A 14,349-nucleotide genomic window follows, 5' to 3' on the forward strand; every position below is an offset into this window, starting at 1 on the left:
AGTTTGGATTGTGTAATATTTAAAAAATCAATCTAAATGAAACGTCTCTTCTTTAAGGGGAATTTTGTTTTCTTTTCTATAAGCTTCGTCAAAAATTTGGATTGGAATTTCTGTTCTAGATTCCTTTAACCATCTATAAAATGTATCTTCTTCTTTGTCTCGATAGAGTATATTTTGGATTCCACCTCTCAGGTTTTCCAGAGGAGTGGGTCTTTTCCCTTCTATCTTTAAGATACAGTATCTTTTTCTTTCGTCTCTAAATACTTCGGAAACTCCGCCGTTTGGTAAAGGAGCTGCGATTGTGGCTGTGATCTTACTATATTTGTAAAGATCGAAAGAGGAAATCCATTCTACCATTCCTCTTCTGGATCTGAGTGCGGGATCGTTTCTGGGAGAACCTGCAATCAATGCGAAAGAGGAAGGATCGGCTAAAATTGATTTTCTGATTTCTGAAACTTCTTTGTAGAGTCTGTTTTCTTCTTGGATGGAATCATTTTCGGGAGCGATGGAAATGATTCTATATCGAATTTCAAATCCTACTTTATCTTTGTTTTGATTGTACCAACTTCTGATTTCTTGTTCGTTGGGTGGAGGAACTGCGATTTTTAATTGAAGTAGTTGTCCTTTTTTGATTTGATACGGAAGTTCCGTAATCCAGAGTTCGAATGGCATTCCAGAAGAAGTTTCCATTGTTTTTTCAAATTGTTTACGGTTTGTGATTCCCATCACTTCCATTCTTTTTTCGATTTCGGAATCTACTCTTTGTTCGTTTACTTGGATTGATTCTTCTTCTGCGACTACGTCTACGATTGCTCTGTCTATGAGAAAATCTATGATTCTAGTTCTAAAAGATTTACGGTAGTCTTCGTGTTTTAAGTGTTTTTGAAGTCTGTTGTATTTCTCCGTCGCGTCGTCTAAATCGAGTTCCGAAATGGAAACTGTTCCGACTGTAGCGATAACTCTGTTGAGTGATTCGGCCGTATGAGCCGGTTTTAAGAAAAACAGAAAAACAAACATTCCAGTAAGAAATCGATTTTTTAAGTCCGTTTGTTTCGAGTTCATATCAATCAGAGTACCTATTGTTCAGTAGGATCCTAAGCAAGAACCATTGGTTCAACTGTTTTTCCGACTATTTTAGTTTGTGAGAGTTCCCACATTTCAAAGTTTTACAGTAAAACCCTGAATTTGTAAGAGTTAGTTGATTTTAAATTTACCAATCAATTTCCCCAGATTTTGAGCTTGTCCATGCATGTTGTCGGAGAATGAAGTAAGATCTTCTGCTCCTGAAGCGATTTCTTGAGTACCGTCAGAAATATTCATGATCGTTTTTGTAATTTCATCCGTAGCGCGTCTTTGTTCTAAAACCGCTTCTTCAATTTGTAAACTAAAGGTCATCAGTTCGTTAGCACTTTGTGCAATTTCTTTAGTATTCTCTTCCTGAGTTTTAACAGAAGTAAGAACGTTCTTAGCATAACGATCAAATTCTTCAACTTGTTCTCTTAGTTTTTTAAGAATGTTAAAAGCTTCTGCGACTTTAGTGTTACCATTTAAAACAGCGTTGTTTGTAGAATTAACGAGAGACCCAATTTCTTGAACGCTTGTAGAAGTTTGCGAAGCGAGTTTTCCAATTTCTTCTGCGACAACCGCAAATCCTTTTCCAGCTTCTCCAGCTCTTGCAGCTTCGATTGCAGCGTTTAGAGCGAGTAGATTTGTTCTTTCAGAAATTTCAGTGATGATAGAAAGGATTTCAGTAATTCTGGATGCGCTGTCACCGATTGCAGCCATCGCACTAGTAGAAGCGATCATAGCGTTTTCCCCAGTGACACCTTGTTCTTTGGATAAAGCAGCGAGTTCAACTAGATCTTGCATTTCTCTGTTGATGTTTACGATTTGCTCTTTTAGTCGAATTACATTCCCGTCGATTTCTTTCATACTCAAAACAGCTTTTTCCATGGACTTACCAACGTTTTGAGCGGAAGCAGCGAGTTCTTCAACAGCGGCGGAAGATTCTTCTGCAGCGGAAGCTTGTGTTTGAGCGACGTCAGAAAAGTTTCTAGAAGAATCGGCCATTTTTTCTGAAGTATCTCTGAGAGTGTTTGCGGAACCCCCGATTTCTCTTAGAACTTTGAGAAGATTTTCTCTCATTTTATTCATGGAAGTGAGAAGAGTTCCGATTTCATCTTTTTTATCGTGAGAACTTTGAGCGATTAAGTTTCCATCGGCGATTTCTTCCGAAAAACCGACCGCTTTGAGAAGACCGGCAGTAATCAATTTTTGGAATATAACGTTTAGACAAAGAATGACGGCGATTAATACCGCTAAGGTGTAGGTAAAAGCTTTGAAAAGAATCGATAGTACAGCTTCTCTATAGATCGAATTTGGAATACTGACTTGCATGACCCAATAACGTTTGTCTTTACCTATATGAAACGGAAAGTAGTAGTGTGTATATCCATCGGAATCAGTAGTGAATTTTTCGCCTTCTTGACTTTTGCTAAGGTAGTATTCCAGTTCTTTTGCATCCGAAATTTTTTCACCGACTCGATTTGAGTCAAAACCGTTTACTGCATAAATTCCTTTGGGAGAAATGAGAGTTAGATAACCAAGATCTTGAAACGGTTTTTTAACACCGATTCTCTGTTGAAGTTCCTCCAATTGATAGTCTAAACCGGCAACACCGTAAAACTGATCGTTTACATAAAGCGGAACCATAAGAGACATCATGAGAATTTTTACTTTCCCTTTGATTTCATAGTAATACGGATCGGTTGCGTAGTGAGATTTCGTTTTTTTAGGAACTTGGTACCAATCACCTTCTGGACTTAGGGAGTCGTAGTATTTAGCGGCTTCGAGAACGATTTCTTCCTTAGTTTGACCACGATGAAGATATGGAATAAATCTACCTGTGGAATCATGTCCTAGCGTATTTTGAAATTCTAAGTCGTTTCCGTCCAAAGCATTTGGTTCGTAGGCGAGTCTGGCACCAAAGTAATGTTCATTGACTTTTAAGATTTCTTTCAAAGCGGCAATGACTTGGTTACGAGGAGGAGAACTAAAGAGAAGGGGAAATCGGAAACCTCGTATGATACCCATACCAGTATCTAAATAATCTTTAACTTCATAGGTCCAACGTTCCGCTGTAATTTCCGAACTATTGATAACTTCTTGTTCTAACTTTTTATATGCGGTGTAACAACTGATACTTGCAAGAATACCGAAACCTATGAACAACACGATGGAAAGATAGAGAGAAATGCGAAAACGAATACTCATTGCGCCCCCGGCTCGTTCTGATTCTAAGGTAACCAAAAGGATAATTAATAGAGGGTAGGACGAATTGCTCGAGCAAAATATTCCTAATTTATAAAAAAAATATCAAATTTCTATGACAAAAGTTAAAAATTGTAAATTATGATTTCGTTTTGATTTAAATATTTAACGCGGGTTTAACGAAAGAGGACTGCTTAAGGAATTTTAATTTCTGTATGGAAAGTAAAAGTTACATTCAATTTTTGTGCAAATCCCAGTTTCGGCAAAAAGTTCTATAATGTGGAACACTACTACGAAAATTGAATGACATTCGAACTGCTCATAAATTGCCAATGCGACTTAATTTGTAGGAACTACTGTATTTCATTAAAAATTTCTAAAGAATGATCACATAAAATTCTTTGAGATTTTTGGACAAACTTTTAGTAAAATCGATCTGGAACTTTTTAGTACGTCTGAATAGTAAGTAATCTAAAAAAGAACACATTGTTTGTTAGGAATTGTCTTGTATCTAGTTTTGATTTAAGTTTTATATATCAAAAATGTGATTTTAGAAAAAGCTAAAATATCTTGAAATAGATTTTGAGTAGTTATTGGTTTATAAAAAAAAATTATAAGGAAATTATATGTCTTTATATGCGCGTAAGTTAGTTTTACGAATCAACGGAGTGGTGCTTATGGTCGCTTCTTTGGGTGGTTTTATTTCAATGGACGTTTTGGGAATTTTTTTCGGTGTAGGTCCTGCTGCTTCTCTTTTAAAAGGACAGGAATTTATCGGAATTGGTGGTTTTGAGGCGCATGGCCTTGCTTTTATACTTGGGGTTTTACTTTTTAAAGCCGAACCGAAACGTTCTTGGCACATTACCGCCATGGCTATTCACAGTTTATTAGGAATTGCGAATATTCTTATGTGGGGAATTTTTATTGCGGTAAATAGTGTGCAAATGGGTTATATCACAACTGCTATGCACTGTATTTTCGTTTTACTTCAGTTAGTAGCAGTTTTTCAATCTTCTGAACAAGATGGATATAAATAAAAAAGTAGACCCCATCTTTAATTTTTTTGAGTGAAAACTCGGCCGCATTGTTTCTTATCATAACCAACCCCACAAGTTGAATAGGATTTTAGAATCAAAATTGAACTCAGCAAAACGCTTTTTACGAAAGCGTTTTAGGTAAGTTCGACAGGTCGCGTTCAAACTCAGCAAAACACTCCCTATGGGTCGCTCTGGGAAACTCAATGCATCGCTTCCTATGGGGCGCTCTGCAGATCGTTGACTACGAATCCTAAAAATGTATTGTGAAAGAAAAATGAATAGTTCTCTTTTTTTGAAGAACTATTCTAAGGGATTTTTCTTTATTTCCTCGATTTGTTTCAATCCACTTCTTCCCAAAAGAGAAGAAGAAACTTTTAAATGAGATTGGTGAAATGATGGTAAAACGTTTCAATCTACCTACTCTTTAAAAAGAAAAAGAACTGTGGGCAAAAAAATCTACAGCGTTATATTAGAGTTATTGAAAAATTCCATAGTTGCGATTAACAAAACTGCTTCAATCGACCGTTTCCATAAAACAGAAACAGATGTAGAATTAATTTTTCCACAACTCTATTATAAAAATAAAATATTAAGTTTTCTAAACATAAACATTGCGAACTTAATGAAGTCGTGTTTGATGAATGTTGAGTAAAGTTGTTCCGTCGCCAAACGACGAATATACGTTTAAGCGTAAAAGACCTACGACTTATCTGTAAAAACAGGAACACAAAAGAGTTTTGTCATAAAATGATGGGTTTTTCGAAATCAAGAATATTAGAAACTCCAAATTGTTTGATTTTAGAGACAGAAATAACGTCAAGAGAATAGATTCTAAGATTATCTGTTTTTAAATTTATAATTTTAGAAAGTTTTGCTTCGAATTGTAGATAGTGGGCGGGTTCCAACTGGCATTCAAAAACGGATTTTTGAACTCTCTGACCGTGGCTTTCGCAGGTCTTTGCTACTTTTCTAAGTCTTGCACGACCTTCTTTGGTAATCGTTTCTACGTCGTAACATACAATGATAAACATAACTTCACTTCCATATAAAAGGAATATAATATTTTAAATCCCCCCGCAAGTTTCTGGCGAGAATTCTAGCTTGTAGATAAGGTAGTTCCCCAACAGTGGATTTGATATTGAGCCAAGGATGAAATATTTCTTCTTTTTTCCTTTCTTGATAGGACTTGATTAATTCTTTACGAGAATTATCATTCATGAAAAAGACTGATCCTGGTTTTTCTAAAAAATTAGAGGCTTGAATTTGTTTACGGTTGATCAAAGTAAAAACCAATCGGTCTATGAATGGACGGAATTCTTCCATTAGATCTAAAGCCAACGAAGGTCTTCCCGGTCTTTCATAGTGGAGAAAACCGATATAAGGATCCAATCCTACCGCTTGACAAGCCGCGATACAATCGTTTGTAAGTAAGGAATATAAAAAAGACAAAAGAGCATTCGTTCTACTTCTCGGTGGTCTTCTGGTTCTTTTATGAAATTGAAAATCTTCTCTTTGTTGAATGATACAATAATCAAAAACGGAAAAATAAGTCTTAGCGGAATCACCTTCATATCCTCGAATACTTTCAACGGATTCAGAACTTTCTAATAGAGAAATATTTTTTTCAATTTTTCCGATCGCTTCTTTAATATTCTGTTTTTCTAATTCGTTATTGGATTCTCTAGCGGTTCTAGATAAAACACTTCTACAATTTTGAAGTTTTCCCGCAACTATCGATCTTGCAATTTCTAATTTATATTCTTCTATTTCAGATTTTTTGAATTGAGCTTTTCTGATTAAAACGTTACCGGAGTTTGAACCTTCCAGTCTTCCTTGAAATTTACCGCGTGCGGTAAGATAAGAAACAAAAATTCCTTTTTCTAAACACTTTTGTAATAGGGAAGGGCTGATCCCGCAGATGCCAAATATAGTAATTCCTTCAAGATGATGAAAAGGAATTTTGAAAATAGTATCGTCCCCCTTTTTGACTTTAAGAACGTCCAGTTCATGATGAAGGTATAAACCTTCTTGGGTAATATATAGAATGTTTTGTTTAATATCCGCCAGAGTCGTTTGTCCTAAATAAGTATTCTTTAAAATTTAAATCTGAGTATGAGTCGGGCATACGAGTATCAAACAAGCTGCAATTTTTACAAAGTGAACGATTGGAAGTGGGAGGAGGGAGAATTTTATTTAATAATATTTTTCTAATTTCCTCAATCGTTTGAATAGTAAACATTCTAAGTGAATCTGAAAACTCTACATCGTGTCTTTTTTTAGATTGTATATGATAGATTGCCCCGAATTGAATTTTTACGTTGAGCATTTCTTCGAGACAAATTGCAACGGCGCAGAGTTGAGCTTCTTGATTTTTCCATTTTGAAATGCGACCATTTTTATAATCTATGGGGAAGGGAGGTTTTTCTTTTGGGAATTCGACAATATCAGCAATTCCTTGTATACCAAACTTATCAGAATAAACTTTAAGAGAGGTTTCTTTTTTAAGTCCATGGTCTGATATGGATCGTTCTTGATCTACAAATGTATGACCGATGTTTCCCGAAACCGTTAGATGATTTTCTTCAAAAATTCCTTCTACGTGAATGAGAGAGTTTTGACGAGTACAATAAAGGTGATGACTGATTGCGGATATGGGAATTAATTCCCAATCGTTCCACTCGGTAATGGAATCCGAATTGGATTGAACTTTTTTATCTTTGGGGATAGGTTCCATCAAATTTTATGAAAAACTATGTTCCTATACTTTGAAAAAGTTTCTTGAGGGTTAAAGAATTTCTTTTTAAAATTTGATTTGTATTTTGATATAATTTCATGTTGTTTAGTTATTAAATATATTTTAATGTAATTTAAAAAATGTTTTATGTCTTTATTCCGGAGATTATTTTGATTTGTATGAAATGGCTTTTAGGCATTGTATGTTTCCGTATATTTAATACAATCTGTATATTCTTAAATTATTATATATTAATTCTGAAGATAAAATTTTTAAAAATAATTTTTATTTAACAAATAATATTCAATTCAAAGCCCGTTTTATTTTATTGCATAGATGTATAAAATAATACTATCGATCCCTATAAAATTGAGTACTGTAATTTTTTTTATAAAATCCTGGTTCGATACAAAATACTAGGCACTTTATTATATAACTATGAGTATTATAAATTTATCTAAAAAGTTAGAATGTGGGAACTACTTCATTTTATGAATTTAACGAAAATGTTCTGAACTACCAAACTCACCGAATGAGACGTAATCTGTGGGAATTGTTACATTAAAAACTTGTTTTAAAAAAACTACCAAAATGAACTCGTTTTCTATTTTTTAGAAACTTAAGATAAACCTAAAAAACATGGGTTCGGTATAACTAATGCAAAAGCGATTGTTATGCTGCGATCCATAAAGAGCAGTATTGAGTTTAAAAAATCCGAAGAAATTGAAATATTGCATCATAAGTCCTAAATAATTTGTGTATGAGTTTTCTGCAGCTTTAGTTTGGTGTGAAATTAATTTAGTTCATTGATATATTTGAATATAAAAATAAACTAAATTAATATTGTTTGTAGGTTTCTCTTTTTAAGAAACTTTTTTGATCAATTCCACTCCGGCAGGTAAATCCGATTCCTGAATTTTGACCGAATAATCGGAAAAATCTCTTGCAGGTGTTAAATCGTCTTTTTTGGATACGGAAATTAGATTGAAAAGTTTATGTGCCGGTGCAACTCCTAACTTTGCTTGGTTGGTGTCTTTTCCATCTCCTACGTGTTTGAATACGTATAAACCTCTACAGTTCATTTCTCCTCTGGCAGCGGAGCGATCGTGATCAAACATATTTTGTAAGGAAGACCAAAATAATTCTAAATCTTCTTCAGAAAAACCGGTATCATTTGCAAAATGAGCAGAGATAAAACCGTGAGCGCGATAAAGCCCGTAAGAAATTGTATGTTTACGGCCCATCGTTCTGTTATCTCCGTCTTGGTCTTCTGCTTCTTTTTTGGTTGCAACTGCCATTCTAGTAATGCTATGTTCTAAGTTGATGACAGGATCTATACTACGAGCGAATGTAAATTGAATTGGTCCTTTGACTACACCAGCATTTACTTTTAGGGCCATTACGGCTCCAAAGGTGCGCACGTCGTAAAAGTTTTTACACATCCATTCTCTCGCTTTACCGACTTGATCACCTCCGGTTCTTTTTTCTTTTTCTTCTTTTTTAGGAGTTTCTAATTTAGCACCGACTGCTACGTATGCTTTTTCGTGAGTTTCAATTAAAACCGCTTTTTCCTTAATATAAATATCGTTAGGTGGAGTTGCACTTTTTACAATAGTCACGTAATTTCTTATTTTTCGTTTTAAGGAAACGTCTGTGATCAAACCGTTTCCGGTTTCTGGATCAACTCTGGGTTGATTGCCTGCGTCAGGATCTCCATTTGGATTTCCATCCTTAACGTCGAATAAATAAACAAATTCGTACCGATTTTGAATTGGGTTGTTCATACTAATTCTCCTTCTTCTTTTTTCTTAAAAAGAGCGTTTCTTTGGTGATAGTAGCCAACTGCAAATAACCCTTGTTCTTCTAAACTGAATGTGTTGGGGATTCTTCCTGATAAAGGAGCTAAAATTTCACCTTTTAATTTTTCGAACCAAATACTTCCAGATTTAGAAGCATGATGCATACTTAAGTTGAATAATACCGGAAATACAGTAGCAGGCCTTGAAGATGCAGAGGAAAAATATCTGTCTCGAATTGTAGCGTTGATTCCTGGGTTTACCCTTTCTTGTAGTCTTTCCATTACTGCAAAAAGTCTTCCGAGTCGGTAGGCTACGTTTGTGTTTTCTTCATCCATGGATATTGTTAACTCCTTATAGTTTTTAAATTTTTCAAATCTTCCTTTACGATTTAAGATTGCTTTTAGTACAGATACTCTTACAAAAGAAATTTCTTTTTCTGCCTTGAGTCGGATCAGAATAGAAGAAAGTAAGGTTCTAGGATATTCACTTCCGCTAATAATAGAAGTTACTAATTTACCACTTAAGGATGGATTGACATTCTCCATTTTGCCTTGAATGGCAGTGGAACTCAGGATTCGATTTAAACCAATAAAACCGAATTCAATATTAGGTATTTCTAATTTTAAATCTGTAAAATGTTGATTTATATTTTTAGAAATTTCTCCTACTGTGGAAGGATACCAAAAACGAACGGAAATCCTAGCTGCGTTAGGCGCAAGACCTAAGATAAAAAATTTAGTTCTGTCGTTTAACAGATGTTGTAATTTTCCGGTGAAAGGAGAAACAAAATGCTCTTTGATCGTTTGGTTATTACGGGATTCTTGTTCTCGTTTTATGTCTTTCTTTTGCTCTTCATCTGAGGGTTTTAATAAAAATGATAATTCATCTTCTAACTCATTTTTAGTTTCCGACCAAAACATCATGGTCGTATTTCCTATGAGTATTTTTTGACGACTGTCTTTTGAGGTTAATGAACTGATTGAGGTTCCGTATGCAAAATTTGCATATTTACTCGTAGGCGCGTTAGAGCCTTGTTTTTTTCCATAAGATTCAAAGGCGTCTAAATTGAACGAAACTAAATTGGCGCCGGAAGTGTTGGCTCCTGTTAAACCGAGTTTAGAATGGAGTCTTTCTATGGGACTCAATTTTCCACTAACTAAACAGATACCTTTTTCTGCTTCATCATCGGAAACGTTTTGAGCAATCGTTTGAATGATTTTTTGATTGGAACAGATGATTTCATTTTGTCCTTGTAGTTTAAAAGTGAGATAGTGTTTTTCCTCTTCGATTTCATTCCAGAGAGGATCTTTTTTAAGTTCGGACATTTTTAATTTAGAAAAGAAATTTAGAATGGATGTTAAAGAGGAAGGTTCTTCGAATTTACTTTCTAAATCTTGAATTTTGCGGATAAAATCTTTTTGTTTTTCTTTTTTTTCTAAGCCGAAGATATATTCAAAATTATCCCAGAGTAAGTTTGCGTTGATACCACTAGATCTAATGACTGCTTTTGGAATAGTATATGAGGAAGCCCGTTTCTTTTTTTCATCTTGCCACGTTGAGATAAATCGAATGAAGTTACCTTCGTCATCGATTTCGATCAGATAAGGGATTTCTTTTGTTTCGAATCCTTCTCTAGCTATTTCACCTTCTTCTAATTTTCGTTCATAATATTTTACTAATTCTTGTAAGATCATAGTCTTGCTCCGTTTGTATTCAAATCAGGAATTGTAATGCTACCGTTTTGAATTTCTGCTTGAAAAAACTTAGGGCTGGCGTCTTTATAACTTTTTGAATCAAAATCATAGTCTTCAAAATCAAGGTCGTATAACATCCAACCTAAATCTTGTTGTTCTATTTTGATTGGTTTTTCGGTTTGGTCGTTTAACGAGAAGTAGGCGGCAAATTCTCGGTTACCAAAATAAGGCTGATGATGACATTGTCCTTTTTCTGCTCTTCGTTTGAACATCTCTTCAAATTTTGTGATACTGTCTCCGTCTCCTGCTCTTTTTGTAAGTTTAAAACTAGCGTGTAAGATATAAGATACGTCTTTAAGAAACAGTCCTGCTCTTTGTTGTCTTTCTTCTTCGATATAAAGAGCTAAATTACCGATTCCGGCTTCCATTGTTTGGGTGATATTTTGAGGAGCAATTTTAGAACCTAATTCGTTTCTGCGAACGGATTCCCAGAGGATCGGATTTAGAATATCAATTTTATGGATGATCCAAAGAATTGCAGGTTTCCAAAGGATTGCGTCGAAAATGGCTCTGGCTGCAGAAGGGGTGATTACGTCGTAGGAGACTCTTTCAGCTTTCATTTCGGGTCTAGTAAAACACGCGTTCTCCCCCCATACCTTTAATTGAAATATTTTTGATTCCTTCATATTTTTGTTTCCATTAAATGATTAAATCTTGTTCATTCGGAGATTCTAATATTCCTAAATCATTATAATAATAAGAATCAAAATTTAAGATTCCTATAATCCCTTCGATTTCGGAAATGATTCCCTCGGATAGAAGTTTGTTGTATAAATTTGTTTTGAGATTTACGGTATAACGTTGTGACTTTCGGATCAGTTTATAGTCTAAAAATTTATTTTTTATTGCTGAGTTTTGTAATTGAATGATTATATCTTTACCTTCTTTATAAGGTACGATGACTGCTCTGGAATCTTCGTCGACTAATTTGAATTTTTCATTGATCGTTTCGAATTGAAGATTTATTTTTAATTCTTCTATTTTCTCTTTATCTAATCCTTTATTTTGTTTTAACCAAAATAAAGTGTTAAAGTATTGTTTTAAGGCATCTGGATGAATTAACTCTTCAAAGTTTTTTATACAATCTTCACTTGCTTGTTTGGTTTGTAAAAGATGTCCAGAAGGAGGATCTTGTTCTGGATAAAATAAAAATACTTCTCCTAGTTTTTCTTGTCCGTTTTTATCTAGTAATTTACCTTCGCGGTTACATCTTCCGGCCGCTTGGGCGATACTATCAAGTCCGGCAACGGCTCTAAAAACAATAGGAAAATCAATATCAACTCCCGCTTCAATCAATTGTGTGCTGATTAAATAAACCGATTCTCCATTGTATAGATGACTTTTTACTTTTTTAAGAATGTCTCTGCGATGTTCTGCACAAAGATTTGTAGTTAGATAATATTTATTTCCGGTCAGTTGATTGAAAATACCACTGGCGTCGCTTTTACGATTTACAATTGTTAAAACCTGATCGTAATTTAAAATTCTTGTTGCAACTTCTATAAAACTTAGTTTTTTCTCTTCCGGTTTGTGAATTATTACTCGTTTCAGTTTTTGAAAAAGTTTTTCCGGTTCCGGAGCCAATTCTATTGTTGTGTCAATCCCGTCAAAATTGAGATCGGTAGATTTTATAGAAGATAACGTAGGTTGGGTGGCAGTGCATAATATTATTGTTACATTATAATATTCTACTAGTTCTTTTAGAGTTTTTACGATCGGTTGTAAAAATTGGGGAGGAATCATTTGTGCCTCATCCAAAATAATTACGCTATTTATAATATTATGAAGTTTTCTGACTTTTGTGGTTTTAGAGGAAAATAAACTTTCAAATAATTGAACATTTGTGGTTACGATTAAAGGATGATCCCAGTTTTCAGTCAAAAGTCTATTTATAGAATTTTCTTTTTCCTTAGAAATGTCTATACCCGAATGATGTTCTAAAACGGAATCTTCTCCCAATATTTTTTTGAATATATCGGCGGTCTGTTCTATGATACTTAAATAAGGAACGCCATAGATCACTCGATCCATTTTGTTTGCAATACAATGTTTTAAAGCAAATGATAAAGAAGTTAACGTTTTACCTCCTCCGGTAGGAACGGTTAAAGTATAAAACCCGGGTTTTATACTTGTTTTTGATTGAACTTCTTCTAAGATTCTTTTTCTGGTTGAATTTACTTTTGTAGCATTTGCTTGTTTTTGTATTTCGTTTAGATGTTTGTCTAATTTGATATTTAAATCTTGTAGGTTTATAGTTTTTGAATATCTTTCTTTGAATTTGGATAGATCCATAAACCTTTCAGTGTCTAATCTGTCCGCGTCGATTAAGGCGGAAAATAACATTCGAATCAATAGGGAAGTATCTTTAAAACTTCTACCGAGTTGTTTTAATTCGATTCCGTCTAATATCTGTTGAGGAATATGTGAAATCGTTTCGGATAATGCCAAAATTTCTCTTTCGTCATTTAACTGAATATCTACGTCGATCCCGAAATTTTTTAAACCGGAATGATGACAAAGTATTGGTAGACATATTAATTTTTTAATAATATCGCTTTTTTTGAATTTGTTGAAACAATGAATGGCTCCACTGACTGAGTGTTTTACGGACTTTGCCGTTTTTCCTTCTAGATGGGCTTCTTCTCCAATATGTCCCGAACGAATTCGAATTCTTTCTTGGAACTCTAATTTAAATTTTCCTAAATCATGCCAAAGACCATTTTGATAACCTACAGTTCCCGTTTCGAATTTTTCACAGAATTTTTTTGTAAATTCCGCTACCGAATAGAGGTGGTCGTCTATGAGATGTTCAACGAAACTACCGTCATCTTTACGAAGAACGTGTGCTAGAAAAATGGATTGTTTCTCTTTTATCATTTCGAGTTTTGGAAAGTTATTAAAAATGTTATATAGAATTTCGGAAAAAAATTCAAATTTACTTAAATAAAATGATTTTTTAAAATAAAAATTTTAAAAAGTAAAAGAAGGTTTATATTTTTAGGAATTTTGTATATTCGGAAAATATAAATTATAGAATAAGTAAACTCTTTTTAGATTTGAAATCGCCTCTGAAATAAATTTTTAACTTTCGTAATGCCTACAAACGATAGTTTTACGCGCAAATTTGATTCTTTTGGGATTTTTTGATAAGGTAGAAATAAAATCGGGTTATTATTCTTGGGTTAAAGCGGGAATTTGTTTGGAAAAACAAATAGTTTATCTCTTTATTAAAAATAAATAATATTGAAATATAAAAAAATACTCCACGATTTATTTATGGGTGTTTAAATTTTATCAAATTATCAATTGATTGATTTTTGTTTCACTAATTTTACAAAACCCAAGGATAATCGTTCTAAAATCAAATTTTAGTTTGAAATCTTCGTTTCGCAAATTTTACACTCCAAAACTCATTTTATAAAAGTTGTTGATTCATTTTTTTAAAATTTCCGAAACTTGAGCTAATAGGTCAATATTCTGATCGTTTGTTTAAAATTTAGAATCTCCTTTCAAAATAGGTCGTAAGATTCGAATCTGTGAGAGTTCGCGAAAATACAATTGAGTTATTGAAAAATGAATTTTCTGTTTTATAGAAACCAATCGATTCAGGCGATTTTGTTGATAAGAACATGGAATTTTTCAACAACTCTAATGTTCATTTTTATAATCAATATTAGAAATTGATTGAAAATTTTTTCTAAAACTTCAAAGGACAGAACGAATCATTTATTAGAAATTTCTAATAAAATGCTGTA

At 33.7% G+C, this 14,349-nt stretch carries 10 protein-coding genes; 1 reads left to right on the forward strand and 9 read right to left on the reverse strand.

The genetic code is table 11. The annotated features are described in order from the left end of the window. Nucleotides 1-27 precede the first annotated feature (27 nt). Both LEP1GSC059_RS12685 and LEP1GSC059_RS12690 read right to left on the reverse strand, forming a co-directional pair. Nucleotides 28-1,062, reverse strand: a complete 1,035-nt coding sequence (locus tag LEP1GSC059_RS12685; protein WP_002177425.1) for a putative peptidyl-prolyl cis-trans isomerase — start codon at nt 1,060-1,062, stop codon at nt 28-30. A 132-nt stretch (nt 1,063-1,194) separates the two neighbouring features. Then, the gene (locus tag LEP1GSC059_RS12690; RefSeq protein WP_020980872.1) at nt 1,195-3,273 is read right to left on the reverse strand and encodes a methyl-accepting chemotaxis protein; all 2,079 of its coding nucleotides are present in this window, start codon (nt 3,271-3,273) and stop codon (nt 1,195-1,197) included. 623 nt (nt 3,274-3,896) lie between these two features. On the opposite strand from LEP1GSC059_RS12690, the gene LEP1GSC059_RS12695 reads away from it, so the two are divergent. Next, on the forward strand, nt 3,897-4,307 hold the full coding sequence (locus LEP1GSC059_RS12695) for a hypothetical protein (protein WP_017215437.1): 411 nt from the start codon (nt 3,897-3,899) through the stop codon (nt 4,305-4,307). A gap of 740 nt (nt 4,308-5,047) precedes the next feature. On the opposite strand, the gene cas2 is transcribed toward LEP1GSC059_RS12695, so the two are convergent. From cas2 to LEP1GSC059_RS12730, 7 genes are all read right to left on the reverse strand, one after another. Further along, nucleotides 5,048-5,338, reverse strand: a complete 291-nt coding sequence (gene cas2 / locus LEP1GSC059_RS12700; protein ID WP_002180511.1) for a CRISPR-associated endonuclease Cas2 — start codon at nt 5,336-5,338, stop codon at nt 5,048-5,050. Between the two features lie 4 nt (nt 5,339-5,342). Then, entirely contained in the window at nt 5,343-6,407 is a 1,065-nt protein-coding gene (gene cas1c / locus LEP1GSC059_RS12705) for a type I-C CRISPR-associated endonuclease Cas1c (protein WP_337587749.1), read from the reverse strand. Continuing rightward, nucleotides 6,361-7,041: a CRISPR-associated protein Cas4 gene (gene cas4, locus LEP1GSC059_RS12710; RefSeq protein WP_017215440.1), complete on the reverse strand. Its 681-nt coding sequence runs from the start codon at nt 7,039-7,041 to the stop codon at nt 6,361-6,363. The genes cas1c and cas4 overlap by 47 nt, the downstream gene beginning before the upstream one ends. An 863-nt stretch (nt 7,042-7,904) precedes the next feature. After that, nucleotides 7,905-8,825 carry a type I-C CRISPR-associated protein Cas7/Csd2 gene (gene cas7c / locus LEP1GSC059_RS12715; RefSeq protein ID WP_020980891.1) on the reverse strand — a complete coding sequence of 307 codons (921 nt, stop codon included), beginning with the start codon at nt 8,823-8,825 and terminating at the stop codon, nt 7,905-7,907. Continuing rightward, nucleotides 8,822-10,534, reverse strand: a complete 1,713-nt coding sequence (gene cas8c, locus LEP1GSC059_RS12720) for a type I-C CRISPR-associated protein Cas8c/Csd1 (protein ID WP_020980896.1) — start codon at nt 10,532-10,534, stop codon at nt 8,822-8,824. The genes cas7c and cas8c overlap by 4 nt, the downstream gene beginning before the upstream one ends. After that, entirely contained in the window at nt 10,531-11,220 is a 690-nt protein-coding gene (cas5c, locus tag LEP1GSC059_RS12725) for a type I-C CRISPR-associated protein Cas5c (protein WP_017215442.1), read from the reverse strand. Before cas5c ends, cas8c begins: the two co-directional genes overlap by 4 nt. 13 nt (nt 11,221-11,233) lie before the next feature. After that, complete coding sequence (locus tag LEP1GSC059_RS12730; RefSeq protein ID WP_017215443.1) at nt 11,234-13,471, reverse strand: CRISPR-associated helicase/endonuclease Cas3; 2,238 nt, start codon at nt 13,469-13,471, stop codon at nt 11,234-11,236. Nucleotides 13,472-14,349: the final 878 nt, after the last annotated feature.

It is taken from the genome of Leptospira noguchii serovar Panama str. CZ214, from assembly GCF_000306255.2.
Classification (GTDB): Bacteria; Spirochaetota; Leptospiria; order Leptospirales; family Leptospiraceae; genus Leptospira; species Leptospira noguchii.

Bases quoted from the DNA above. Each gene is read 5' to 3' on its own strand.
- cas8c (WP_020980896.1), bottom strand. From the start codon at position 10,534: ATGATCTTACAAGAATTAGTAAAATATTATGAACGAAAATTAGAAGAA.
- LEP1GSC059_RS12685 (WP_002177425.1), bottom strand. From the start codon at position 1,062: ATGAACTCGAAACAAACGGACTTAAAAAATCGATTTCTTACTGGAATG.
- LEP1GSC059_RS12695 (WP_017215437.1), top strand. From the start codon at position 3,897: ATGTCTTTATATGCGCGTAAGTTAGTTTTACGAATCAACGGAGTGGTG.
- LEP1GSC059_RS12730 (WP_017215443.1), bottom strand. From the start codon at position 13,471: ATGATAAAAGAGAAACAATCCATTTTTCTAGCACACGTTCTTCGTAAA.
- LEP1GSC059_RS12690 (WP_020980872.1), bottom strand. From the start codon at position 3,273: ATGAGTATTCGTTTTCGCATTTCTCTCTATCTTTCCATCGTGTTGTTC.
- cas2 (WP_002180511.1), bottom strand. From the start codon at position 5,338: ATGTTTATCATTGTATGTTACGACGTAGAAACGATTACCAAAGAAGGT.
- cas5c (WP_017215442.1), bottom strand. From the start codon at position 11,220: ATGAAGGAATCAAAAATATTTCAATTAAAGGTATGGGGGGAGAACGCG.
- cas7c (WP_020980891.1), bottom strand. From the start codon at position 8,825: ATGAACAACCCAATTCAAAATCGGTACGAATTTGTTTATTTATTCGAC.
- cas4 (WP_017215440.1), bottom strand. From the start codon at position 7,041: ATGGAACCTATCCCCAAAGATAAAAAAGTTCAATCCAATTCGGATTCC.